General features: G+C 41.3%; 22 protein-coding genes. 15 read left to right on the top strand and 7 right to left on the bottom strand.

The features are described from left to right. Positions 1 to 26 precede the first annotated feature (26 nt). Entirely contained in the window at positions 27 to 782 is a 756-nt protein-coding gene (gene fabG / locus VB715_RS01520) for a 3-oxoacyl-[acyl-carrier-protein] reductase (protein WP_323299429.1), read from the bottom strand. Between the two features lie 158 nt (positions 783 to 940). On the opposite strand from fabG, the gene asnS reads away from it, so the two are divergent. Both asnS and VB715_RS01530 read left to right on the top strand, forming a co-directional pair. Further along, positions 941 to 2,332: an asparagine--tRNA ligase gene (gene asnS, locus VB715_RS01525; protein ID WP_323299430.1), complete on the top strand. Its 1,392-nt coding sequence runs from the start codon at positions 941 to 943 to the stop codon at positions 2,330 to 2,332. A 60-nt stretch (positions 2,333 to 2,392) separates the two neighbouring features. After that, the gene (locus VB715_RS01530) at positions 2,393 to 2,767 is read left to right on the top strand and encodes a nuclear transport factor 2 family protein (protein ID WP_323299431.1); all 375 of its coding nucleotides are present in this window, start codon (positions 2,393 to 2,395) and stop codon (positions 2,765 to 2,767) included. 147 nt (positions 2,768 to 2,914) lie between these two features. Here the strand turns inward: VB715_RS01530 and VB715_RS01535 are convergent, their stop codons facing one another. Continuing rightward, positions 2,915 to 3,130, bottom strand: coding sequence for a hypothetical protein (locus tag VB715_RS01535; RefSeq protein ID WP_323299432.1), 216 nt, complete (start codon positions 3,128 to 3,130; stop codon positions 2,915 to 2,917). A gap of 53 nt (positions 3,131 to 3,183) precedes the next feature. Continuing rightward, positions 3,184 to 4,380: a 1-deoxy-D-xylulose-5-phosphate reductoisomerase gene (gene dxr / locus VB715_RS01540; RefSeq protein ID WP_323299433.1), complete on the bottom strand. Its 1,197-nt coding sequence runs from the start codon at positions 4,378 to 4,380 to the stop codon at positions 3,184 to 3,186. Between the two features lie 107 nt (positions 4,381 to 4,487). Between dxr and VB715_RS01545 the strand changes: the two genes are divergently transcribed. The 7 genes from VB715_RS01545 to uvrA all read left to right on the top strand — a co-directional run bounded on the left by VB715_RS01545 (position 4,488) and on the right by uvrA (position 12,567). Continuing rightward, on the top strand, positions 4,488 to 5,015 hold the full coding sequence (locus VB715_RS01545) for a pentapeptide repeat-containing protein (RefSeq protein WP_323299434.1): 528 nt from the start codon (positions 4,488 to 4,490) through the stop codon (positions 5,013 to 5,015). 136 nt (positions 5,016 to 5,151) lie between these two features. After that, a complete protein-coding gene (locus tag VB715_RS01550; RefSeq protein ID WP_323299435.1) occupies positions 5,152 to 5,904 on the top strand; it encodes a pentapeptide repeat-containing protein in 753 nt (250 codons plus the stop codon). Positions 5,905 to 6,249: 345 nt separating this feature from the next. Beyond that, positions 6,250 to 6,531: an HU family DNA-binding protein gene (locus VB715_RS01555; RefSeq protein ID WP_323293257.1), complete on the top strand. Its 282-nt coding sequence runs from the start codon at positions 6,250 to 6,252 to the stop codon at positions 6,529 to 6,531. A 17-nt stretch (positions 6,532 to 6,548) separates the two neighbouring features. Continuing rightward, complete coding sequence (cobD, locus tag VB715_RS01560) at positions 6,549 to 7,616, top strand: threonine-phosphate decarboxylase CobD (protein ID WP_323299436.1); 1,068 nt, start codon at positions 6,549 to 6,551, stop codon at positions 7,614 to 7,616. A 263-nt stretch (positions 7,617 to 7,879) separates the two neighbouring features. Beyond that, positions 7,880 to 9,097, top strand: a complete 1,218-nt coding sequence (locus VB715_RS01565; RefSeq protein ID WP_323299437.1) for an ABC transporter permease — start codon at positions 7,880 to 7,882, stop codon at positions 9,095 to 9,097. Positions 9,098 to 9,122: 25 nt separating this feature from the next. Continuing rightward, positions 9,123 to 9,434, top strand: a complete 312-nt coding sequence (locus VB715_RS01570; RefSeq protein WP_323299438.1) for an AtpZ/AtpI family protein — start codon at positions 9,123 to 9,125, stop codon at positions 9,432 to 9,434. A 244-nt stretch (positions 9,435 to 9,678) separates the two neighbouring features. Then, positions 9,679 to 12,567 (top strand): excinuclease ABC subunit UvrA, encoded by a 2,889-nt coding sequence (gene uvrA / locus VB715_RS01575; RefSeq protein WP_323299439.1) that lies wholly within the window; start codon positions 9,679 to 9,681, stop codon positions 12,565 to 12,567. 192 nt (positions 12,568 to 12,759) lie between these two features. Here uvrA and VB715_RS01580 read toward each other — a convergent pair whose 3' ends face one another. The 3 genes from VB715_RS01580 to ndhC are packed head-to-tail and all read right to left on the bottom strand — an operon-like array spanning position 12,760 to position 14,455. Further along, positions 12,760 to 13,293 carry an NAD(P)H-quinone oxidoreductase subunit J gene (locus VB715_RS01580; RefSeq protein WP_323299440.1) on the bottom strand — a complete coding sequence of 178 codons (534 nt, stop codon included), beginning with the start codon at positions 13,291 to 13,293 and terminating at the stop codon, positions 12,760 to 12,762. Between the two features lies 1 nt (position 13,294). Then, positions 13,295 to 14,038, bottom strand: coding sequence for a photosynthetic/respiratory NAD(P)H-quinone oxidoreductase subunit K (gene ndhK, locus VB715_RS01585; RefSeq protein WP_323299441.1), 744 nt, complete (start codon positions 14,036 to 14,038; stop codon positions 13,295 to 13,297). A 54-nt stretch (positions 14,039 to 14,092) separates the two neighbouring features. After that, positions 14,093 to 14,455: a photosynthetic/respiratory NAD(P)H-quinone oxidoreductase subunit C gene (gene ndhC, locus VB715_RS01590; protein WP_323299442.1), complete on the bottom strand. Its 363-nt coding sequence runs from the start codon at positions 14,453 to 14,455 to the stop codon at positions 14,093 to 14,095. 422 nt (positions 14,456 to 14,877) lie between these two features. On the opposite strand from ndhC, the gene dnaK reads away from it, so the two are divergent. Continuing rightward, positions 14,878 to 17,106: a molecular chaperone DnaK gene (dnaK, locus tag VB715_RS01595; RefSeq protein WP_323299443.1), complete on the top strand. Its 2,229-nt coding sequence runs from the start codon at positions 14,878 to 14,880 to the stop codon at positions 17,104 to 17,106. Between the two features lie 91 nt (positions 17,107 to 17,197). Then, a complete protein-coding gene (locus tag VB715_RS01600) occupies positions 17,198 to 18,082 on the top strand; it encodes a J domain-containing protein (RefSeq protein WP_323299444.1) in 885 nt (294 codons plus the stop codon). Here the strand turns inward: VB715_RS01600 and VB715_RS01605 are convergent. Next, entirely contained in the window at positions 18,079 to 18,486 is a 408-nt protein-coding gene (locus VB715_RS01605) for a hypothetical protein (RefSeq protein WP_323299445.1), read from the bottom strand. The two genes, VB715_RS01600 and VB715_RS01605, sit on opposite strands and share 4 nt — an antisense overlap. 145 nt (positions 18,487 to 18,631) lie before the next feature. On the opposite strand from VB715_RS01605, the gene VB715_RS01610 reads away from it, so the two are divergent. From VB715_RS01610 to VB715_RS01625, 4 genes are all read left to right on the top strand, one after another. Next, positions 18,632 to 19,834 (top strand): response regulator, encoded by a 1,203-nt coding sequence (locus VB715_RS01610; protein WP_323299446.1) that lies wholly within the window; start codon positions 18,632 to 18,634, stop codon positions 19,832 to 19,834. 141 nt (positions 19,835 to 19,975) lie between these two features. After that, a complete protein-coding gene (locus VB715_RS01615; RefSeq protein WP_323299447.1) occupies positions 19,976 to 20,338 on the top strand; it encodes a response regulator in 363 nt (120 codons plus the stop codon). A gap of 27 nt (positions 20,339 to 20,365) precedes the next feature. Continuing rightward, a complete protein-coding gene (locus VB715_RS01620; RefSeq protein ID WP_323299448.1) occupies positions 20,366 to 20,944 on the top strand; it encodes a chemotaxis protein CheW in 579 nt (192 codons plus the stop codon). A gap of 102 nt (positions 20,945 to 21,046) precedes the next feature. Further along, the gene (locus VB715_RS01625; RefSeq protein WP_323299449.1) at positions 21,047 to 24,436 is read left to right on the top strand and encodes a methyl-accepting chemotaxis protein; all 3,390 of its coding nucleotides are present in this window, start codon (positions 21,047 to 21,049) and stop codon (positions 24,434 to 24,436) included. The last annotated feature ends 10 nt before the right edge of the window (positions 24,437 to 24,446 follow it).

Consider the following 24,446-nt stretch of genomic DNA (forward strand, 5'->3'; position numbering starts at 1 on the left):
ATAGAAAAATCCTAGTTTTACCTTCCCTAAGCCATCACCATTCCCCCATCTACATTAAACACTTGTCCGGTAATATAAGCAGCAGCAGGGTCAGTGGCTAAAAAACGCACCATTCCGGCCACTTCGTCAGCAGTTCCCAAGCGTCCCAAGGGGATAAACTGAAGTAAATCGTCAGTTTTGACCTTTTCCGTCATATCTGTGGCAATAAACCCAGGGGCCACCGCATTTGATGTTATCCCACGACTGGCCAATTCTTTGGCCACAGTTTTGGTTAAGCCAATTACTCCAGCTTTGGCCGCGCTATAATTAGCTTGACCAGGGTTGCCCATTTGTCCCACCACTGAGGCAATATTGATAATCCGTCCACATTTTTGCTTTAACATGGGTTTGGTAACGGCTTTAATACAAAGGAAAACCCCTGTCAGATTAAGATTAATAACGGCTTGCCAGTCTTCGGGTTTCATCCGCATTAATAACGCATCACGGGTAATTCCGGCATTATTGACTAAAACATCGACCCGGCCAAACTTCTCTAAAGTTGTTTTGATTAGGGTATCCACATCTTCAGCGAGAGAGACATCTCCTTGAACGGCGATCGCGTCTCCACCCCCTTCTATAATTATTTTAACGACTTCTTCGGCGGCGGTACTAGAACGGGCATAATTCACTACAATTTTTAACCCTGTCTTAGCCAATTCTAAGGCCACTGCCCGGCCAATGCCCCGCGATGCTCCTGTAACGATGGCCACTTGTTCGGTTAAGGGGGGCTGAGTTTCTGCCATAATACTTCCTTTTTATCTTATCTACAAAACACCATCTTACGGGAAAACCTGACACCCCTTAATTTTATTGTGGAGGCGAACAGCCGTTCGCCCCTACTTTAACAGCTTATACCTGATAAAATAGCCATACAATGACTTCCTAATCATCCTAAACCACGATGCCAACGAAACGAATTCGAGACATTTTACGTCATGGTCAACCTGATGAAACCGTTACTATTCAAGGTTGGGTACGCACTAAGCGAGAATTAAAAGAATTTGCTTTTATGGAAGTCAATGATGGGTCTTCTTTGGGCAATTTACAGGTTGTGCTTGACACCAATCTTCCTAACTATGAAAATGTGGTTAAATCCCTTAATACAGGGTCTTCTGTGGAAGTTTCGGGCAGTTTAGTCCCCTCTCCAGGAAAAGGACAAAGAATTGAGTTAAAAGCTTCTACAATTCAAGTATATGGGGAAGCTGACCCCGAAACCTATCCTCTCCAGAAAAAACGCCATTCCTTTGAATTTTTACGCACCATTGGACATTTGCGATCGCGGACGAATACCATGGGAGCAGTGATGCGGGTGAGAAATGCCTGTGCAACGGCTATTCATAACTTTTTTCAAGAACGAGATTTTTTGTGGGTTCATACCCCAATTATTACGGCGAGTGACTGTGAAGGGGCAGGGGAATTATTTACCGTTACTAATTTTAATTTAAACAAACTTCCTCGTAATAAACAACAAGAAGTTGATTATGTTCAAGACTTTTTTGGTAAACAAGCTTATTTAACGGTTAGTGGTCAATTGGAAGCGGAAGTTATGGCCATGGCTTTTCAAAATGTATATACGTTTGGGCCAACTTTTCGGGCAGAAAATTCTAACACTTCCCGTCATTTAGCTGAGTTTTGGATGGTGGAACCAGAGATGGCTTTTTGTGACATTGAAGGGGATCAAGATTTGGCTGAAGAATTCTTAAAGTATATTTTTAAATATGTTTTAGAAACTTGTCCCGAAGACATGGAATTTTTTAACCAACGGATTGATAAATCTGTCTTAGAAACAGCTAACAATATCATTAATAATGAATTTGAACGCATTACTTACACCGAGGCGATTAAGTTACTGGAAAAATCCAGTAAACAGTTTGAATATGCCGTAGAATGGGGGATAGATTTACAGTCAGAACATGAACGTTATTTGGCGGAAGAATTGTTTAAAAAACCTTTGATTGTTACGAATTATCCTGCTGCTATTAAAGCCTTTTATATGCGTCTGAATGATGATCAAAAAACCGTAGCAGCGATGGATGTATTAGCCCCAAAAATTGGGGAGATCATCGGCGGTTCCCAACGGGAAGAAAGATTAGATGTGTTAGAAAAGCGCATCGCAGAAATGGGCATTATTTCTGATGATCTTTGGTGGTATTTAGACTTACGTCGTTATGGTACTGTTCCTCATGCCGGATTTGGTTTAGGCTTTGAAAGACTGGTACAATTTATGACAGGAATGGGCAACATTAGAGATGTTATTCCTTTCCCTCGTACGCCTTTGAGTGCTGAATTTTAAATCATAATTCCTAAGGTGGGCAATGCCCACCCTACATCTTGACTTACTATGGAGAAAATTATGTCAATAGAAGCCACAATTTCCGATTATTATAACAGTTTAGCATCCATGAATCCCCAAGGTTGGTTAAATACATTAGCTGAAAATGCGACTATTTATGATCCTGTAGGTAAACCCCCATTAAACCCTCAAGAAGACTCCCAAAAATTGTTTACTATTCTCACAACTTTTTACAGCAAATTTGATATACTCAAAGAGTCATTATTTGTTGTTAATAATGAGGCCGCCGTTAAATGGAAAATGACCGTTATTTCTAAAAATGGTAAGGAAGCAACTGCCGAAGGAATTACCACATTTAAACTCAACGAAGCTGGAAAAATTACCCAAGTTAAAGCTTATTGGGATGAAAACCAATTAAAATCACAATTAATGTAGGAGAGACGTTACAATGACAGAACCACCGAAAGAAAAGAACATTATTCCTATTAGTCCACAAACGGCGGTTTTAATTATTAGTCTTTTGATTTTGTTGCCTTTATTATTAACGGGATTTTTTGCCCATTAAAAATTTAGCCTAAAACATCATTTCTGAAAAAGTTGCTGAATACTTTGGGGGAGACTGGTAATTTCGTTCCATAATTTTTGGGGGCTAATACCAAATCCTAATTGTAATAATAAGACAATAACTGCAATAGAAATGGCGGTAGTCGCACTTGATTTAATAACTGTAAATAACCAGCGAAATACAAGAAAAGATACTAACAACGCTGCAATTAATAAAATTAGATTTGTTGGCATATTATTAAATCAAAAATTATAGAATAAGGGCATAATATATTATGCCCTACAGGTTATTTTAAAGAAACCACTTTAGGGACTTTTCCTAACCCCTCAGCCGCTATTAAAACCGTTTTTCTGGCCCATTGATCAGCCTCTAAAATGTCCGCTAAACTAGGACTTGAAGAATTATGAGAATTAAAGCGATCGCAGGTTATTTCAATAACGCGAGGAATGTCTAAAAAGGCAATTTTCTCTGCTAAAAATAAAGCCACAGCTTGCTCATTTGCTGCATTTAAAACCGCAGGCATCGCGCCCCCTATTCTTCCGGCTGAGTAGGCTAACTGCATACAAGGGTACTTATCATGATCTGGTTCTCGAAAGGTTAAACTACCCGCTTTTACCAAATCTAATCGTTCCCAATCAGTATAAATTCTTTCGGGCCAAGACAGAGCATATAATAAAGGAAGACGCATATCCGGCCAACCCAATTGAGCCAAAACTGAGGTATCTTGTAACTCAATTAAAGAGTGAATAATACTCTGAGGATGAATCACAATATCAATGTTATTGTAATCCATGCCAAACAAGTAATGGGCTTCAATAACTTCTAACCCCTTATTCATCAAAGTTGCAGAATCTACCGTAATTTTTTGACCCATTGACCAGTTAGGATGTTTGAGAGCATCTTGAACCGTAACATACTTTAATTGTTCCACCGGCCAATCTCGAAACGCGCCCCCAGATGCCGTTAAAATAATCCGTCTTAACCCCCCATCACGAACCCCTTGCAAACATTGAAAAATGGCAGAATGTTCCGAGTCTGCGGGTAATAATTTCACCCCATGTTTTTCAATTAAGGGTAACACCACTGGCCCGCCAGCAATCAGAGTTTCTTTATTAGCTAAAGCAATATCTTTTCCCGCTTCTATAGCAGCAATGGTGGGTAATAAACCCGCACATCCCACAATTCCGGTGACGACACTTTCTGCATCTCCATAGCGGGCCACTTCAGCCACCCCTTCCTCTCCGGCAAGAAGTATAGGAGAATAGTCTAGGGAAGCGATCGCATCTTTAAGATTTCCTAACTGACTTTCATCACAAATAGCCACAATTTCCGGGCGAAACTGCTTAATTTGGGTTGCCAATAAGTCTATATTAGAACGAGTCGCTAAACCCACCACTTGAAATTGTTCAGGGTATTGATTGACAATATCAAGGGTTTGGGTGCCAATAGAACCAGTAGAGCCGAGAATAGAGATTTTTTTCACAATGCCGCATCACTGAACTGGGGATCACCTCTCACTATAGGATTTTCGGGGCCATCTGCAAAGTCCAAGTATAATTGTATTAGCTAGGGGAATGAGCGCAGTAAACCATGAATTCTCAATATTTTTTGCTTTTTATTTGTTTAACCACTTTATGTTTAGGGAGTTGTTCTCAAATCGATCAAAATTTATATCGTCTGGAATTAGAAAGAGAATGTGTGAAGTGCAATTTAGCAGGGGTTAATTTAGCCAGAGAAAATCTTGGGGTTAAATATCGCATTCCTCGCAGCAATCAACCTTTGTCTGTTACACCTTTTGGGTTAGAAGAAGCAAAACCTGTTAATTTGACTCAAGCAAATTTGCAAGAAGCTAACTTTTTCCAAGCAGATTTATCGGGGGTCATTTTTTATGAGGCTAACTTACAACAGGCAAATTTAGAAGAAGCAGACTTGGAAAAAGCCCAATTAAAAGGGGCTAATCTTCAAGGAGCTAACTTACAGCAAACCAATCTCAAAGGAGCTAATTTAGAAAACGCCAATCTCAAAGGGGCTAATTTACAGGGAGTTACCCTTGAGGAGACTAATTTAAGGGGAATCATTACTGATAATCAGACACTTTGGTATGAGAAGCAAGAATAAGCAAGCATATATTTAACATTAAGTCTAGATTAAAAATCACCGCTTGACAGAGAGTTTTATCACAGTAATTTAAACCACTCCGTAAGTATACTGAGAGACATCAAGATCAAGTTTTTTAAATTCAGGAATACTTATCATGGCAAATCAAGAACAGTTAAGACTTTTAACAAAAAGTGTAGAGAACTGGAATCAATGGCGCGAACAAAATCCAGAGATTGTTCCTGATTTACAAAATGCCGATTTGAGTTATTTCGATTTAAGTCACGCTAATTTGAACCAAGCGAATCTAGAACAAGCAATTTTATTTCACACAAATTTAAGCAGTGCTTGTTTAGAAAACGCTAATTTAAGCTACGCTAATTTGACATCTGCTGTCTGTTTTAAAACCGTACTTTTTCAAGCAAATTTAAGTCATAGTTTATTAATTAATTCTGATCTAAGTAAAGCAAATCTTAGGGAAGCAAACTTAAGCAAAGCACAAATAATTAATGCTTATTTAGTTAATACCAATTTAGTTGATGCCAACCTGCAAGAAACTAACTTAACGCACAGTTATCTAACAGGAGCTAATTTGACCGGAGCTAATTTAGCACGTGCCGAGATTTGCGATGCAGAATTGACAGCCACCCAGATTAATAATATTAATATCACGACTATAATCCGTAATGAAGACTCTATAATCCCTAAAGTAATCGAAGAAATTTATCCTACAGTTACTGAAATTAGTAAACCAGTTGTTAACCGTCAAAAATCAATGTTAATGGTGGGAGATTTGGTCAATTCCTTTAAGGAAGAAAATTCATCCTGTTTTAGCATTTCAGAGCAGTTAAAATCATTAGAAATCCTTTGGATAAGAACTCAATTAGAGGCACTTTATCACGCTTCTTAATCAGGAAGATGTAGGCGTTAGGTATCATAAAAATTGGACAGTTTAGAAGCCACCCACGAAGTAGTTAGTTAAAGTAGTACAGAAAAATCATTCACACCCCTCAGAAAGATCATAAAAATTAAGAATCTGAGAAATATCTACATAAATTAAAGGTTACAGCGATCCATAAGAGACAAATTGGGCTTAGAATAATGCAGTGAAATATTTAGCCGATCAGGATTTGAGCGATCTACCCCAAGAAAGTTTCTCTGACAGGCTCACCCAACCCCTCTTTTTTATGGGCATCATCTCAGCAGAGAGACGGGGTAAAATACCTTACGATTAAGTAAATTAGGAGATTATCGGATGAATAAAGGCGAATTAATTGATGCAGTTGCTATGAAAGCGAATGTCACGAAAAAGCAAGCTGATGCGGTGATTAGTGCCACCATTGAAACCATCATGGAAGCCGTCTCAGGAGATGATAAAGTGACCTTAGTCGGGTTTGGTTCCTTTGAATCCCGCGATCGCAAGGCACGAGAAGGTCGTAACCCAAAAACTAATGAAAAAATGAGTATTCCTGCGACAAAGGTGCCTGCATTTTCTGCCGGAAAGTTGTTTAAGGACAAAGTCGCCCCTAAAGAGTAAATTATTAATCTCTCAGCATGAAACGACCTGTTCATGGTGGAAATTTAGTCTGGGCAGCCAAGCAAATTGGTTGTCCGGCTTCCTCAATCCTAGATTTTTCTGCCAGCATTAATCCCTTGGGGCCACCCCAAAGCGCATTAACAGCCATTCAAGAGGCTTTAAACAACCTTAATCATTATCCTGACCCTAACTATCAGGAATTGCGTCAAGCCCTGGCAGAATGGCATCAACTCTCGATTGAGTGGGTTTTACCCGGCAATGGGGCGGCGGAATTATTGACTTGGGTAGGTCGTCAATTAGGGGAACTTGATATCACTTACCTGATTACGCCAGCCTTTCAAGATTATTGGCGAACCTTACAAGGGTTTGGGGCGAAGATTAAAACTTATGAATTTAATTGGCAAGATCTCGCCCCGACTTTAACGTTCACAACCCTTCCCACAGCATCCGCCGGAATTATTATTAATAATCCCCATAATCCCACGGGAAAATTATGGAATAAAGCTGCTTTATTGCCCTTACTAGAACAATTTAAGTTAGTGGTGGTAGACGAAGCTTTTATGGACTTTGTACCACCAGATCAACAACAAAGTTTAATTCCTTGGGTGTCTCAATACCCTAATTTAGTGATTGTGCGATCGCTGACTAAGTTTTATAGTCTTCCTGGACTACGTTTAGGGTATGCGATCGCTCATCCTGATCGTCTCCAACAATGGCAAACTTGGCGCGATCCTTGGTGTGTCAATAGTCTAGCTGTCGCCGCAGGGATAGCAGTGATTCAAGATCAGGAATTTGAACAACAGACCAGGGAATGGTTATTATCGGCCCGAACCGCTTTATTTCAAGGTTTATTAGAGATTTCATCCCTTAACCCTATAGTGAGTCAGGCTAATTTTTTATTAGTAGAAACGACCTTGCCAAGTTCTCAATTACAACAAAAATTACTGCAAAACCATCGTATTTTAATCCGCGACTGTTTAAGTTTTCCCGAATTAGGCGATCGCTATTTTCGGATTGCTGTTCGTACCCAACCGGAAAATCAACGACTTATTGACGCTTTAACGCTTGAAAATTCAGAGGGCTGATGTTAATATGACATCGTGTCTTTGTGTCACTTCATCAACTTTTATACGGCTATCAACAATCCATCAATTCAGTAGTTCCCTAAACCCCGACTGAAGATGACTCTTATTGACTCCCACGCCTTTCACAACTTTGCGATCACTGTCGGCACTTCCCTTTTTATTGCCCTTTTCGCCTGGGCGTTGTGGTATGCTTCACGCATGGATTAAATTAAAATTAAACAAAACCCCTACACTAGACAATTGGGAAAAATTAGGGATCTGTTATGGAAATTGTTGATACCTGCAAAATGGCGATATCTGCTCTCCTATCCAATAAACTTCGGAGCAGCTTAACCATGTTAGGGATTACTATTGGTAATGCCTCTGTTATTGGGATGGTGGCAGTGGGACAAGGCGCACAAAAATTAACCGCAGCACAATTTCAGGCTTTGGGGCCGAATGTCCTCTTTCTCAGTTTAAGTTCTGCTCGTGTTCGTCGCAATCTTTCGGCAGAATCTAAACCCTTATTACTCGAAGATGCTCAAGCGATCGCTAAATTAGTCCCAACTTTAACCCATGTTGCGCCGGAAATTCACACCAGTGAATTGATTGTTTATCAAGATAAGATCTTTCAAAATTCTATTATTGGAACGACACCGCAATATCTCTTTGTTAGAAATTATCAACTATCTCAAGGACGTTTTCTCAACGAAATTGATGTCGAGCATAGTAAGCGCGTGGTTGTCTTAGGTGCAGACATTGCTCAGCGACTTTTTCCTCATAAAAACCCTTTGGGACAACCAGTTAGAATTAAAAATATGAGCTTTAATGTGGTTGGTGTTTTAGCCCCAAAAGGTTCGTTGTTTGATTCAGATCAAGACAACAATGTGATTGTTCCTTTAACGACTGCTCACACTCAACTACGAGGATGGCGTTCCCCTTATGGCATTAATCTAAATCTTATTGCGATGTTAGCAAAAGATCAAGATACAGTAAGGGCGGCTGAGTTTCAAGTTAAAAATTTAATTCAGTTGCGTCATTCCTTGAAAAATAGTAACGATGTAAAGCTTTTTTCGCAAAATGCTCTCTTAGAAACCGCTGATAAAACTAATGCTGGTTTGACTCAAATGTTAGGGGCGATCGCTGTTATTTCTTTGTTGGTGGGAGGTATTGGGGTGATGAATATTATGTTAGTTTCTGTCACAGAAAGAACCCAAGAAGTGGGATTAAGAAAGGCATTAGGCGCGACTGAACAAGATATTTTAGGACAATTTTTATTAGAAGCCATTTTATTAACAACCTTGGGCGGAGTGATCGGTATTGGGGTAGGAATTGGCGGTACTATTATAGCGAGTTCTTTCTTTTCTTTAGCCACCAGTATCTCCGTTGAATCCATTATTTTAGCAGTGGGAGTATCAGGAGGAATTGGCTTATTTTTTGGGGTATTTCCCGCTAAACAAGCGGCTAAACTTGATCCAATTGTGGCTTTAAGAAGTGCTTAATTTAGTTAATAGTTGGTTAATTAAAATGGATAAATCTGAGCTAGATAAAAAAGAAGATAGGACAAATTTGAGTCAATTTTATCAACAGGTTGAAACGAAGGCTAAACGAAAAATTAAGGCACGACACACTAAAAAAAGTATTTGGTTTGTGTTAGGAATGTTTGGTATGGTAGGATGGTCAGTAACTATTCCTACTTTAATGGGAATTGCGATCGGGGTTTGGATTGATAGTTCATTTAAAAGCCCTTATTCTTGGACATTAATGTTATTATTTGTTGGGTTAACAGTGGGGTGTTTTACCGCTTGGTATTGGATTGAAAAAGAAACTAAAACATAAAGAAAATTTGCTACAATTAACCTGATTAACTGCTAAGCCATCATGAGGGTTGATTTTTCTGCTTATTTAAAAGTTTCAAGCATCAATAAAGGTTAAATGATTTTAATTTTAAAAGTTAAGCGATTAAATTAATAATTTAAAGTTATCAATAACCCATCATCAGTCTTTTATCGAAGATAGTCGGAACTCTAACTCCCATTAAAAAAAGCGTTATTATAGTTAAGGATTGTTAAGCTTCGGGGATATGTCAGACAAAAACACCATTCGCATTCGTGGCGCAAGACAACATAACTTAAAAAATATCGATCTCGAACTGCCCCGCGATCGCCTCATCGTTTTTACAGGGGTTTCGGGTTCGGGGAAGTCTTCTTTGGCCTTTGATACCATTTTTGCTGAGGGACAACGGCGTTATGTGGAGTCATTAAGTGCCTATGCGAGACAGTTTTTAGGACAATTAGATAAACCTGATGTCGATACAATTGAGGGGTTAAGTCCTGCTATTTCTATTGACCAAAAATCAACCTCTCATAACCCCCGTTCAACGGTGGGAACGGTAACAGAAATTTATGACTATTTACGGTTATTATTTGGCCGAGCAGGTGAACCCCATTGTCCCCATTGCGATCGCTTAATTTCTCCCCAAACAATTGATCAAATGTGCGATCTGGTCATGGAATTACCTGATCGGACTAAATTTCAAGTTTTAGCCCCCGTGGTTCGTGGTAAAAAAGGAACCCATAAACAATTACTGTCTAGTTTAGCATCCCAAGGATTTGTGAGGGTGCGAGTTAATGGTGAAGTTCGGGAACTTTCCGATAATATTGAATTAAAGAAAAATCATTATCATAACATTGAAATTGTTGTGGATCGCTTGATAAAAAAAGAAGGAATGCAAGAAAGATTAGTAGATTCCTTAAGCACTTGCCTTAAACATGGAGAAGGATTAGCCACTGTTCACATTTTAGCAGAAAATGAGGAAAAAAACCAGGAAAATCTAGAAAATATTCCTTCAGAAATCATGTTTTCTGAGAACTTTGCCTGTCCCGAACATGGGGCAGTAATGGAAGAATTATCTCCTCGTTTATTCTCCTTTAATTCTCCTTATGGGGCTTGTCCTAATTGTCATGGATTAGGAAGTTTACGTCAATTTTCCCCTGATTTAGTGGTACCCGATCCCAAAGCTCCTTTATACGCTGCGATTGCTCCTTGGTCAGAAAAAGACAATTCTTATTATTTATCTTTATTCTATAGTATTGGACAAGCTTACGGGTTTGAAATTCAAACGCCTTGGAATAAATTGACTCAAGAACAACGAGAAATTTTATTATACGGCAGTGATGAACCTATTTGGTTTGAGCAAGATTCTCGTTCCGATGAAAGCAAAGGTTATTATCGTCATTTTAAAGGAATTTTAGCGATCTTAGACAATAATTATCAAGAAACTAGCTCAGAAGTTATTAAACAGAAGATGGAGAAATATATTGTTGATCAAACCTGTGATGTTTGTCAAGGAAAACGGCTAAAACCAGAAGCATTATCTGTTCGTTTAGGAGAATGCAGAATTAATGAGTTAACCAGTGTTTCTATTGATAAATGCTTGCAGAGAATTGAACAATTAAAATTAACTTCAAGACAACAAATAATTGGAGAATTAGCCTTAAAAGAAATTAAAAATCGTCTCCAATTTCTCTTAGATGTGGGACTAGACTATTTGACATTAAATAGAGGAACCGTTACCTTATCAGGAGGAGAAGCCCAAAGAATCCGTTTAGCGACACAAATTGGTTCAGGATTAACAGGGGTTTTATATGTTTTAGATGAACCGAGTATTGGATTACATCAACGGGATAATGGACGTTTATTAACTACTTTAAAAAAGCTCAGAGATTTGGGCAATACCTTAATTGTAGTCGAACATGATGAAGAAACTATTCGCATGGCCGATCATTTAGTTGATATTGGCCCCTTGGCAGGAATTCATGGGGGAGAAATTGTTTGTCAAGGGGATTTAAAGACCTTATTGAAATCCAAAAAATCTTTAACTGCTGATTACTTATCCGGGAAAAAAGTAATAGAAACCCCTGCCAAACGTCGGAAAGGAAACGGAGTTTCTTTAGGCTTAAAAAAATGCAATGCTAATAACTTGAAAAATATTGATGTAGAAATTCCTTTAGGAAAATTAGTCTCTATTACCGGGGTTTCCGGTTCAGGGAAATCTACTTTAGTCAATGAATTATTATATCCTGCTTTGCAACATCATTTAACTAAAAAAAATCCATTTCCTAAACATTTAGATGAGATGAAGGGACTCAATGCAATTGATAAAGTAATTGTCATTGATCAGTCACCTATTGGGAGAACACCTCGTTCTAACCCTGCAACTTATACAGGTATTTTTGATGGGATCAGAGAGCTTTTTTGTCAAACTGTAGAAGCAAAAGCAAGGGGTTACAAACCTGGGCAATTTTCCTTTAATGTTAAAGGAGGAAGATGTGAAAATTGTGGGGGTCAAGGGGTTAATGTAATTGAGATGAATTTCTTACCGGATGTCTATGTTCAATGTGAGGTTTGTAAGGGTGCAAGATATAACCGAGAAACCTTACAAGTTAAGTATAAAGGTCATTCTATTGCTGATGTTTTAAACATGACGGTAGAAGAAGCATTAAATGTCTTTGAAAATATTCCTAAAGCAGTTAGTCGTTTGCAAACTTTGGTTGATGTTGGGTTAGGTTATATTAGATTAGGACAGTCTGCTCCTACCTTATCAGGAGGGGAAGCACAACGGGTAAAATTAGCTTCAGAATTATCCCGTAGAGCAACAGGAAAAACCTTATATTTAATTGATGAACCCACGACTGGATTATCTTTTTATGATGTTCATCATCTCTTAAATGTCTTGCAAAGATTAGTGGATAAAGGTAATTCTATTTTAGTGATTGAACACAATTTAGATGTGATTCGCTGTTCAGATTGGATTATTGATTTAGGGCCAGAAGGAGGAGATAAAGGGGGAGAAATTGTTACTTTTGGCACCCCTGAAGAAGTTGCTAAAAATGCTAACTCTTATACAGGACAATATTTAAAAGAAGTTTTGAAACAATATCCTATTCAAGGGTCAGAAATTGCTAGTTAAAATAGCGTTAAATAATACTAATTTGCTAAAGTAGGGGTCAACGGCCGTTGACCCCTACAACATCAATATCTGTAGTCCAAGTTGATGAAAATGGTATAAAATAATTAATCCCTCAACCCTAAATTGTCCCCCCAAAAAATTCCCCCCAAACCAAAAACAGTTGAGGGGAATAATTATTAGTAAAAACCGACTTTAATAAGCATCTTGTAACTCGTAAAAATCGGGGGAAACATAATCTTTCCGCAGGGGCCAACCAATCCAATCTTCCGGCATTAAAATGCGTTTTAGATCAGGATGTCCGTCATAGACAATGCCATACATATCATAGCTTTCCCTTTCCTGCCAGTCTGCTGCTTTCCAAATCCAGTAAACTGAAGGAAGATGGGGGTTATCTCTGGGCAAAAACACCTTGACACGCACCTCTTCAGGGCGATCGCTATTATCTCCCACCTTAATCAAATGATAGAAGCTAACTAACTCTTTCCCTGGCCCCAAATCATAGGCCCCCTGACATTGCAAATAATTAAATCCATAAGCAAACAGGGCCGTAGACAAAGGAATCAGAAATTCTGGTGCAACCTTAATTAACTCTACCCCTAAATGATCCGGTTCCAGCAAATCATGATCAAAACCATTTTCCGTCAACCAACTAGAAACAGGACCAGCTTGAATAATGGCGGTTTCTTCCGTTTCTGGGGCATTTTCGGGAGTATTTTCATCAACCACTTTACACTTCCTCCTGCTGTTTTTGGGATGCTAAAGCGGGGGGAACTTCCATGCCGATCGCTTCGGTCAATTCCTTGGGAGGAGCTTGACGGGTTGCTGTGGCCAAATATTTCCCGGTCAAAATGGGAGGCACTGCCTTCATTTTGTGGGGGGTGCTATAGTAACGGTGGGTTTGTTCCATGACCGTGGCCCGTTCCTGAATCGTCTCATTAGAGACCTTTTTCCGCAGTTTGACGATCGCATCAAAAATTGCTTCGGGACGGGGAGGACACCCAGGAATATAGACATCCACCGGAATTAATTTATCGACCCCACGCACTGCGGTAGTTGAGTCGCTGCTAAACATTCCCCCAGTAATGGTACAAGCACCCATAGCGATCACATATTTGGGTTCTGGCATTTCTTCATAAAGACGCACCAAAGCGGGGGCCATCTTCATGGTAATCGTTCCCGCAGTAATGATTAAATCCGCTTGTCTGGGGCTAGAACGAGGAACTAGACCAAAACGATCAAAATCGAAGCGAGAACCGATGAGGGCGGCAAATTCGATAAAACAGCAAGCCGTTCCGTACAACAAAGGCCATAAACTGGATAAGCGGGCCCAGTTGTGGAGATCGTCAACGGTGGTTAGGATAATATTTTCTGACAAATCTTGGGTCACTTGGCTACGAGCAGCCGGGTTGAGGATTTTTTCGGTTTGTAGCTGCTCTAAGGCGGATAAATCGGAGGTTGGGTTCGGACTCATGAGAGATTAATGATAATCAATGTACAACAATTCTCAAGGGATAATTGCTAAGTTTCACGACCATTCTAACGCGCCTTTTCGCCAGGCATAAACCAAGGCGACAACGAGAATAGCGATAAAAATTAGGGCTTCTACGAAGGCTAACAACCCTAAGCGACTGAAAGCAACGGCCCAAGGGTATAAAAAGACGGTTTCCACATCGAAAACCACAAATACCAGGGCAAACATATAATAACGGATGTTGAATTGAATCCAAGCTCCGCCAATGGGTTCCATGCCACATTCATAGGTGGTGCGTCTTTCGGGGCCACCACCACTAGGACGCAAGAGTTTAGATGCCGTTAGTGCGAGAATAGGGACTAAACTACAGGCGAGTAAGAAGCCGAGTAAATATTCGTAACCGTTGAGGACAAACACTGTTTTTTACTAACTCCTCTAAAGATATGGATGATCGTACTCTATTTCTAGCTTCTATTAAACCGCAAACCTTGGCAAAATAACCCTAAGAAAGTGTTGTAATCATTACTTCTGTCTATAGCAAATATTAAATGTCTCAATGAAAAGACCATTTTTCTTATGAGTGATGATCGGGTTTATGTTGAATATATTTTAGGACATATTATTAAAAATCTGAATGTAGATGATTTTATCAAAAACAAATGTCTCATTAAGACTGAATAAAACTTTGCAATCACGCCCCCAGAGCTTCTGACTTTGAACGAAGCGATAACAACCCCACACAATTCGATACAATATTGTCAATGAGACACAATCAAGTTAAACTCTCGAAACGAACACCACCCACAACTGAATTGGAGTAGTTGGAGAAAAAAACACACATGGGCAAAGTAGTCGGCATTGATCTGGGGACAACGAATTCTGTCGTCGCCGTAATGGAAGGCGGAAAGCCAGTCGTTATCGCCAATTCAGAAGGAATGCGTACTACCCCTTCTGTGGTTGGTTTCAATAAAGATGGGGAATTAGTCGTGGGACAAATGGCAAGACGACAAGCTGTTCTTAACCCTCAGAACACATTTTATGGTGTCAAACGTTTCATGGGTCGTCAATATGCGGAACTTACCCCCGAATCAAAACAGGTTCCCTACACCATTCGTCGGGATGAATATGGCAATATCAAAATAAAATGTCCCCGTCTCAAAAAAGACTTTGCCCCCGAAGAAGTCTCCGCCATGATTCTCCGTAAGTTAGCAGAAGAAGCAGAACGCTATTTAGGAGAACCGATTACCGGGGCAGTTATTACCGTTCCCGCCTATTTTAACGACTCCCAACGACAAGCCACTAGAGATGCCGGAAAAATTGCCGGATTAGAAGTTTTACGCATCATTAACGAACCCACCGCCGCATCCTTGGCCTATGGGTTAGATCAAAGGATTTCTCAAAAAATCCTGGTATTTGATCTAGGGGGAGGAACCTTTGATGTCTCTGTCTTAGAAGTGGGTGACGGAGTATTTGAAGTGAAATCTACCAGTGGCGACACCCAATTAGGGGGAGGAGACTTTGATAAGCGTGTTGTAGACTGGTTAGCAGAACAATTCCTAGAAAAAGAAGGAGTAGACCTCCGCAAAGATAGACAAGCCCTACAACGTCTCACAGAAGCTGCTGAAAAGGCAAAAATTGAGCTATCTGGGGTCAGTGTCACCGATATTAACCTCCCCTTCATTACCGCCACAGAAGACGGGCCAAAACACATTGAAACCACCCTCACACGCCCTCAATTTGAAGAACTCTGTGGAGAATTGGTGAGTCGTCTGCGTCGTCCTATTAAACGGGCCTTAAACGATGCTAGATTAACCCCAGTGCAAATTGATGAAGTCATTTTAGTGGGAGGGGGAACCCGAATGCCCATGATTAAAGGGTTAGTTCGTAGCTTCATTGATAAAGAACCCAACGAAAACGTTAACCCAGATGAAGTGGTAGCTGTTGGGGCCGCCATTCAATCAGGTATTTTAGGGGGACAAGTGACAGATATCCTCCTCTTAGATGTGACTCCCCTCTCTTTGGGGTTAGAAACCATTGGCGGTGTCACAAAAAAATTAATTCCCCGTAATACAACTATTCCCGTCCGTCGTTCCGATATCTTCTCCACTGGGGAAAATAATCAAACTATGGTAGAAATTCATGTGGTACAAGGAGAACGGGAAATGGCCAGTGATAATAAATCCTTGGGACGGTTTAAACTGACAGGTATTCCCCCGGCCCCTAGAGGTATTCCTCAAGTCCAAGTGGCCTTTGATATTGATGCAAATGGTATCTTACAAGTTACTGCCCGCGATCGCACTACCGGAAGAGAACAAAGTGTTACGATTCAAGGGGCCTCAACCCTCAGCGAAGGGGAAGTTAACCGCATGATTCGAGATGCCTCTGAATTTGCGGAAGAAGACCGACAAAGACGGGAACGGGTCGAAAAACGCAATCGGGCCAAAGCCTTGACCGATCAGTCCTTACGACGATTAAAAGAAGTGACCCTAGACTTTGGCACTCAATTTACCAGTTCCTACCGTCGTCAAATCGAAGCCCTTAATACTGAAATTCTTGATAGTTTAGAAAAAGATGATGAACGCCGTTTAGATCGGGCCCAAGCCGACTTACAAGATGTTCTGTATGAACTCAATCGAGAAGTGCGTCTACAATACGATGACGAAGAAGATGAAGGCATCTTTGAATCCATTCGTCGTACCTTTACGGGTGATCCCGAAGACGACTTACCCTACAACCCCCGTCGTACAACCTATCGAGAGGATTACGGTTCTCCCCGTTATAATGAGCGTCAAGATTACGGTTCTCCCCGTTATAATGAGCGTCAAGATTACGGTTCTCCCCGTTATGAAGAACGTAGGGACACCCGTTCCCCCCGTTATGAGAAAAAATACGATGATGAATACGATGATTGGGGACAAGAACAGGTTTCTCGTTCTCCTTCCCGTCGCCCCCCTGCTGAACCCGAGGGATATTCCCAAAAAGACTCTGGGAGTTATTATAGCCGCGATCGCTCCCGTCGTATTCCCGCCGAAAATCAATGGGATGAAGATGATGATGATTGGTTCTAAGTATGGGACATCACCCTTTGTCCTTGTATGATAAGAATAATTGCTTAGACTGCCACCCTGACTATTTCCTATTCCCTTTGAAAACTGATATATGCAGCAAGTCCGTAACTATTATGAGATTTTAGGGGTTTCTAGAGATGCCACCAGTGAAGAGATTAAAAAATCCTTTCGCAAACTCGCTCGGCAATACCATCCTGATGTAAATCCAGGGGATAAAACAGCGGAAGAGAAATTTAAAAGTCTCAATGAGGCCTATGATGTTCTCTCCGACGAAACCAAACGGGCCGATTATGACCTCAAGCGGTTTGGCAAAGGGAAACGCCGTCCCTCTCGTGTACAGGAGAGAATTCCCCGTAACGGCAACCGCAACAATAACAATTATCGTCAAGAAGGGGATTTTTGGAAATTCCAAGACTTTGACCCTGGGAATACCAAACGGGCCAAAGTAGTCAACCCCTCGCGTACTGCACGAGATGTAGAAGCAAAATTAAATATTCCCTTAGAAAAAGCCTATCGAGGGGGAAGGGAACGCATACGCTTAGAAGATGGGCGATCGCTAGAAGTGGATATGCCCCCAGGCATGATCAGCGGTCAAAAAATTCGCTTGAAAGGACAGGGCCTTGATGGGGGCGATCTCTATCTTAAAATTACCATTAATCCCCATCCCTTTTTCGAGTTACAAGGCACTGATATCGCTTGTCAAATTCCCTTAACCCCCAGTGAAGCTATTTTAGGGGGGGCGATCGAAATTCCGACCATTGACGGATTAGTTAAAATGACCGTTCCGAAAGGAGTCCGCATGGGACAACGTTTACGGTTAGCCAATAAAGGCTATCCTGATGGATCGGGTAAACGGGGGGATCAGTTGGTAGAAATTCAGATTGTGATTCCCCCAGATCCCAGTGAAGAAGAATTAGCCCTTTATGAGCAAATTCGTGCTAAAGAACAATTTAACCCCCGTCAAAACTGGATTTAATAGCCACAATCGGCGGGATTAACCCGAATATTGGCCAAAGACTGACCGCCATTGCCACGATAATTAAAAGATAAAGCGACACCGTTTTCCAGTAATAATCCTACGGATTGATCACGACAAGTGTTAGAAACCAGGGCCATTTGTAGTTGTTTGAGTTCGTTGGCATTGGGTTTATTAGCAGAAACAATCGTAAAATTGTAATTGAGAAGTGAGCCAGGGCCGGCTGACACTGAATCCCAACGGGCCAGATCATTAATCATCATTGGTAAATTTTGATTAAGTTCTTGAGTCATTTGCTGCAACATCGCCTCAGAAATCAGCAAATTTTCGGCATAAATAGGCATAGCAGGAGTTGCGACAACACAAGCAGTCATTAAGCCAAAGATTGAGAGAATTTTTTCCATGGAAAAATTGCCTAGAAATTAACAGCACCATCTTTGAGATTAGGTTGCCCAAAAATCAGCCAGAATCTTGCAAATGTTATTTTTCTGGAAATTGGGGGAACCCTAGAACTGTAACTCTGAGATTGGTCACGCAACCGGATATGCAATGATGACTGCTCAATATCCCTCTAATAATCCCATTTCCATCCATGAATTTACAGCCTCTAAACAAGCTGGATTTTTTGACACTCTGAAACAACCAAGATTTAGCGGTCAATTAATATTGACCAATAGTAAAGGGGAACAATGGTTCTTCTATCTATATCTAGGGCGCATTATGTACGCCACTGGGGGTTCTCACCCCGTCAGACGATGGCGGCGACATATTGCTATGTATCTACCGCAAATTGCCTCCCAACTGTCTTCGTTACAACTAGATATTGCTAGTTTAGGAAATCAAGATTTCCGTCTCTGTTGGGAATATCAACTGCTGTGTTTGTGGGTAGAACAACAAAAAGTCAGTCGAGAACAAGCGGCCAGAATGATTCGTTCGGTCATTATCGAGGCATTATTTGATATCACCCAAACCATGGAAGTTACTTGTGAACTACGACAAGATAACTTACTCTCCACCCGATTAGTCTTAATTGATGCCGATCAACTAATTAATGAAGCCCAAAAACATTGGCAAGCTTGGCAAGGGGCCAAAGTCGCCGATCGCTCGCCTAATTCTGCTCCCATTATTCGACAGGCCGAACAATTACAACAGCGCACCTCCCCCCAAGTTTATCAAACCCTACGACAACTCCTCGACGGCAATCAAACCTTAAGGGATTTATCCGTGCGGATGAAGCGAGATGTCGTAACCGTTACCAGTTCCCTCTTGCCCTATATTCAAATGGGATTAGTGGAATTGATTAACATTGATGATCTGGCCCCTCCTGTTTCACCCCCCTCTACTGGATCTTTAGCGACGGGAGAAACTGCCATCGGGCCCCTGGTGGCCTGTGTCGATGATAGTCCCCTGATGTGTCAAACCTTGGAAAAAATCCTCACCGGAGCTAATTATCAATTTTTGGGCATTAATGATCCTCTAAGAGCGATCGCCATTTTGTTAGCCCGTAAACCTGCCCTGATCTTTTTAGATTTGGTCATGCCCAATGCCAACGGCTATGAAATTTGTGGCCAACTCCGCAAACTTTCCTTTTTCCGCAATACACCGATCATCATTTTGACAGGCAATGACGGCATTGTGGATCGGGTTAGGGCCAAAATGGTTGGTTCCACGGATTTTATGAGTAAACCCGTCAATCCTGAATTGGTACTCAGTGCCATTCGTAAACAGCTGAAACAAGAAAGTCCGACTTAAACCAAGTCGATAAATTGTCCTTTTGTAAATTTTATGCACCCAATCCATCAAAGCTGTTACTTTCCTTGAATTTCAGGGAATTCTAAAACTAGACAACCTGAATCTAAACATCTAAATAATTGGTTAAATGAGGTAAAAATTATGGGAACTGCCCTGGTTGTAGAAGATTCTTTGACAGAACGAGAAATTATTACTCAATATTTGAAACAAGCTGGCATTACGGTGGCTATTGCTACCAGTGGCGAAGAAGCCTTAGAAAAGCTTCTGGGCGATCTCCCTGATCTCATTGTCCTCGATGTGGTGTTACCGGGTCGCAGTGGGTTTGAAATTTGCCGAGAACTAAAAGCGGAAGCCCGGACTAGCAAAATTCCTGTCATCATCTGTTCCACCAAAAACACCGATATGGATAAGTTTTGGGGAAAAAGACAAGGGGCTGATGCTTATATTCCCAAACCCATCGATCAAGATATCTTTCTTAGCACCATTAAACAATTAATTCTCTAATCCTTTCCTCACCAGGAGTATTCCGTTGTGGTTTTTAATGGACTTCCCAAACCAACTTCCTCCAACTCCCTCCTAACTAGCCAGGCCTACAGCCAGAAGGTTTTAAGTGAACGCAACCAATTAGAACAATTCTTGCGATTTCATCTTGTACCGGACACGACCCTTCTCTTACCAGTGTCCCAACTAACTGAGGTCTTGAGCATTCCCCTGGGTCAAATTGTTCCCATTCCCCAGATGCCCCCTTGGGTGATGGGGGTGTATAACTGGCGGGGCGAAATTCTTTGGATGGTTGATTTAGGCGCATTACTAGGTCTTACCCCTCATGCTCGCCAAACTCAAGTCACTCCCATTTATCGGGCGATCGTTTTACAATCTGTGGCTGATTCCTCCACCGTGGCTAAAGTCCATCGCCAACTTTTAGGGGTGGTGGTAAGTCGCGTCGAAGATATTGAATGGTGTAACCCCTCAGAAATTCAATCCCCAACAGGTGCCTCTGTGACAGCTAACTTAGCCCCCTTTTTACGGGGCTATTGGTTACAACCTCAAGGAGATATGCTCATGGTTCTTGATGGGGAATCAATTCTCGCTGCTATGCCTAAACCCTAGATTCTATTAAAAGTGATTATGTAAAACGGTGAGGGAGTAAGGCGAAAATTTGCCCATTACCCCATTACCCCATTCCCCTGAAATTTTATTGAGGTTAATTTTATGTCTTCCCCGAATCCTAATCCTAGTTCTCTTGAGAACGAATTAACGCTGGAAAATAAGGAACTATCTACCATCCAGATTGAAACCGAGGTTTTTCCCCAAGAGAACGAATTGAAGCTTGAGGATGAGAAACCTTCTTATATTCAATCTCTACAATCTACCATCAAAAGAGACTTGTTTCCAGTGCAATGGTGGCGTAATCTTACCCTGCGGTCTAAAACTTTATTTGCTGCTACAGCCCTCAGCGTTAGTCCCGTTATTTTAGTTGGTTCTCTCGCTTATGGCGTGGCCAACCAGGTGATTCTCCATCAGACAAAACAGATGGAAACCATCCATGCTGTCGAATTGACAGAAAAAGTCAATCGCTTTATGAGAGATCGCTATTTTGATATTCAAGTTTTATCTAATTTAGAATTCTTGACCAATGCTCAATTAAGAAATACGATTAGGCCCCAAGATAAACAAAGGGCATTGGATCGGTTTATTAATATTTATCAAATTTATGACAGTATTGCTGTCTTTGATCTTCAAGGAAATGTGATTGCTCAATCTCAAGGCACTCCCCTTAAAAATCATCGAGATCGCAGCTATTTTCAACAAGTTATTAAGACAAATTCTCCCACCATTAGCCAACCCCTAATCTCTACCACAGAGGGAACATTTAATGTTTATTTGGCGGCTCCTGTGAAGGAGCAAGCCACAGGAAAAACCATCGGAGTCATTCGCGCCCGAATGCCCGTTGAACAGCTTCAACACATTGTTAATCACCATATTGTTCCTGGACAAGATTCTTATCTTATTAATAGTAATCAAGAAGTTTTTCTAGCCCCTGATGGAATGCAAGTAACTCAAATGAATACGGCGGGTAAAGTTGATGACAGACGCAAAAAATTTGAACATCAAGCTGTTAGTGCTGCGTCTCTATTCCCAACCTATGCAAAATTTACTAACAAAAAAGAACCCCTCGCTGCCCAAAGTTCAGATGAAATTATTGCCTTTGCTCCCTTCACTCCCCTAGAAAACCTACCCGACTTGGGCTGGAGTACCGTAGTTACCCTAGATCAAGCAGTTGCCTTTGCCCCTCAACGTCAACTACTATCAGCCCTCTTTTTCGGTACATTATTAACCGCAGGGGTCGCTGGAGCCATAGCCATCTTGCTCTCAGAACAACTCACCCGTCCCATTCGCCGCATTGTGTCTGGGGTTAAGCAAATTGGCGAAGGGGACTTAACCGTACAGATACCCCTCAAAGGTCATGACGAATTTGCCATCCTGGCAGATAATGTCAATCTTATGACCCGGCGGATTCATACCTTAGTCGAAAAACAAACCAATTCTACCAAACAAGCCAACCTCTTAGCAGAAATTGCCAGTAGTTTAATTGCTGATCGAAGAGCTTTAGAACTGATTTTAAATAACGCTTTGGACGGGGTGAGAGAAATTCTCAAAGTTGATCGAGTTGTGATTTATCAATTTAATCTTGATCAGACTGCCGTTATTTCTCATGAATCTAATAATCCTAGTTATCCTAGTGCTATAGAATTACAAATCAGCGATCGCTGTATTCCCCAAGACTTAATTAATGAATACAAAAAAGGGCGGTTTGTCGCTACAGACAATGTCCATGAAGCCGGATTCCATCCCGATCACCACCGCCTCATGGAACAGTTACACATCCATGCTAACTTAGTCGTTCCCATTCTCAGACAAGGGGATGTGTTCGGTTTGTTAATTGCCCATCATTGTACTAGCCCCCACCCATGGGAAAGCCAGGAAATTGGCTTTCTGCAACAAGTTGCTGAACAATTAACGATTACCTTAGATCGTCTTAGCTTGCAGCAACAAAGACGGGGAGACGCGAAACGGGCCCAAGTTTTGAGAGATATCACCGTCAAAGTTGCTGCGGCCTTAACCACCAATGATGTCTTAGAAATTGCCGTGGGAGAAATGCGTCGCGCTCTCAAAAGCGATCGCGTCATGGTTTATCGTTTTGATCCTAACTGGAAAGGAACAATTATTGCTGAATCTGTGGCCAACGAATATCCCGTGGCTTTAAACGCAGAAATTCTCGATCCTTGTTTTGCCGAGAAATACGTTGAAAAATACCAACAAGGCCGGGTTCAAGCTACTCCTGATATTTATAATGCTGGACTGACTGAATGCCATCTTAAACAACTTAGTCCCTTTAAAGTTCGCGCCAACCTAGTCGCCCCTATCATCTGTAAGGGCCAACTCATGGGGCTATTTATCGCTCATCAATGTTCTGGCCCCCGTCAGTGGGAACCTTCGGAAATCAACTTCTTCTCTCAAGTTGCAGCCCAAATTGGCTTTGCCTTAGAACGGGCAGATCTACTGGAACAACAACAAAAAGCGGAAGCAGAACAACGACAAGCCAAAGAACAATTACAACGACGGGCATTAGAATTATTAATGGAAGTTGATCCCGTGAGTCAAGGGGATCTGACCATTCGGGCCAAAGTTACCGAAGATGAAATTGGCACCATTGCCGACTCCTACAACGCAACCATTGAAAACCTGCGGAAAATTGTTACCCAGGTACAGAATGCCACAGGTCAACTATCTGATACAACCCATTCTAACGAATCTGCCATTCGCGGACTATCTCAAGAAGCCTTTAATCAGGCACAGGATGTTTCGGCAGCGTTAGATAAATTACAAGTCATGAACGAGTCTATTCGTGCCGTTGCTGCCAACGCGGAATTAGCTGAGGCCACCGTACAACAAGCCACCCATACCGTAGAAGTGGGAGAGGAAGCCATGAACCGTACGGTAGATGGCATCATGGCAATCCGCCAAACCGTTGCAGAAACAGCCAAAAAAGTCAAGCGTTTAGGGGAATCATCCCAGAAAATTTCTAAAGTCGTTAACCTAATTAGTAGTTTTGCCGATCAAACCAACCTTTTAGCCTTAAACGCTTCTATTGAAGCCGCCCATGCGGGGGAAGAAGGACGAGGCTTTGCGGTGGTTGCCGATGAAGTGCGATCGCTTGCCCGTCAGTCAGCCCAAGCAACGGCAGAAATTGAAACCTTAGTAGCCAGTATTCAAGCAGAAACCAATGACGTTGTCGCCGCGATGGAAGCAGGGACAGAACAGGTGGTGACGGGAACAAAATTAGTGGATGAAACCCGTAAGAGTCTCAACCAAATTACGGCGGCGAGTCTGCAAATCACTGAATTAGTTGAAGCCATCACCAAAGCAGCCATTGAGCAATCTCAAACCAGTCAGACTGTGACACAAACCATGACCCAAGTGGCGGCGATTTCCGATAAAACCTCTACCGAAGCGGCCCAAGTTTCTGACTCCTTTAAACAATTACTGGAAATCGCTCAATCCTTACAAGAAAGCGTCCGTCAGTTCAAAGTTAAATAAGGAGTCTCCT

Source organism: Crocosphaera sp. UHCC 0190 (assembly GCF_034932065.1).
Classification (GTDB): domain Bacteria; phylum Cyanobacteriota; class Cyanobacteriia; order Cyanobacteriales; family Microcystaceae; genus UHCC-0190.

Excerpts from the sequence above, each read along its gene's own strand:
- fabG (WP_323299429.1), bottom strand. The coding sequence starts at position 782 with ATGGCAGAAACTCAGCCCCCCTTAACCGAACAAGTGGCCATCGTTACA.
- asnS (WP_323299430.1), top strand. The coding sequence starts at position 941 with ATGCCAACGAAACGAATTCGAGACATTTTACGTCATGGTCAACCTGAT.
- VB715_RS01530 (WP_323299431.1), top strand. The coding sequence starts at position 2,393 with ATGTCAATAGAAGCCACAATTTCCGATTATTATAACAGTTTAGCATCC.
- VB715_RS01535 (WP_323299432.1), bottom strand. The coding sequence starts at position 3,130 with ATGCCAACAAATCTAATTTTATTAATTGCAGCGTTGTTAGTATCTTTT.
- VB715_RS01545 (WP_323299434.1), top strand. The coding sequence starts at position 4,488 with ATGAATTCTCAATATTTTTTGCTTTTTATTTGTTTAACCACTTTATGT.
- VB715_RS01550 (WP_323299435.1), top strand. The coding sequence starts at position 5,152 with ATGGCAAATCAAGAACAGTTAAGACTTTTAACAAAAAGTGTAGAGAAC.
- VB715_RS01555 (WP_323293257.1), top strand. The coding sequence starts at position 6,250 with ATGAATAAAGGCGAATTAATTGATGCAGTTGCTATGAAAGCGAATGTC.
- cobD (WP_323299436.1), top strand. The coding sequence starts at position 6,549 with ATGAAACGACCTGTTCATGGTGGAAATTTAGTCTGGGCAGCCAAGCAA.
- VB715_RS01565 (WP_323299437.1), top strand. The coding sequence starts at position 7,880 with ATGGAAATTGTTGATACCTGCAAAATGGCGATATCTGCTCTCCTATCC.
- VB715_RS01570 (WP_323299438.1), top strand. The coding sequence starts at position 9,123 with ATGGATAAATCTGAGCTAGATAAAAAAGAAGATAGGACAAATTTGAGT.
- uvrA (WP_323299439.1), top strand. The coding sequence starts at position 9,679 with ATGTCAGACAAAAACACCATTCGCATTCGTGGCGCAAGACAACATAAC.
- ndhK (WP_323299441.1), bottom strand. The coding sequence starts at position 14,038 with ATGAGTCCGAACCCAACCTCCGATTTATCCGCCTTAGAGCAGCTACAA.
- dnaK (WP_323299443.1), top strand. The coding sequence starts at position 14,878 with ATGGGCAAAGTAGTCGGCATTGATCTGGGGACAACGAATTCTGTCGTC.
- VB715_RS01600 (WP_323299444.1), top strand. The coding sequence starts at position 17,198 with ATGCAGCAAGTCCGTAACTATTATGAGATTTTAGGGGTTTCTAGAGAT.
- VB715_RS01605 (WP_323299445.1), bottom strand. The coding sequence starts at position 18,486 with ATGGAAAAAATTCTCTCAATCTTTGGCTTAATGACTGCTTGTGTTGTC.
- VB715_RS01610 (WP_323299446.1), top strand. The coding sequence starts at position 18,632 with ATGATGACTGCTCAATATCCCTCTAATAATCCCATTTCCATCCATGAA.
- VB715_RS01615 (WP_323299447.1), top strand. The coding sequence starts at position 19,976 with ATGGGAACTGCCCTGGTTGTAGAAGATTCTTTGACAGAACGAGAAATT.
- VB715_RS01625 (WP_323299449.1), top strand. The coding sequence starts at position 21,047 with ATGTCTTCCCCGAATCCTAATCCTAGTTCTCTTGAGAACGAATTAACG.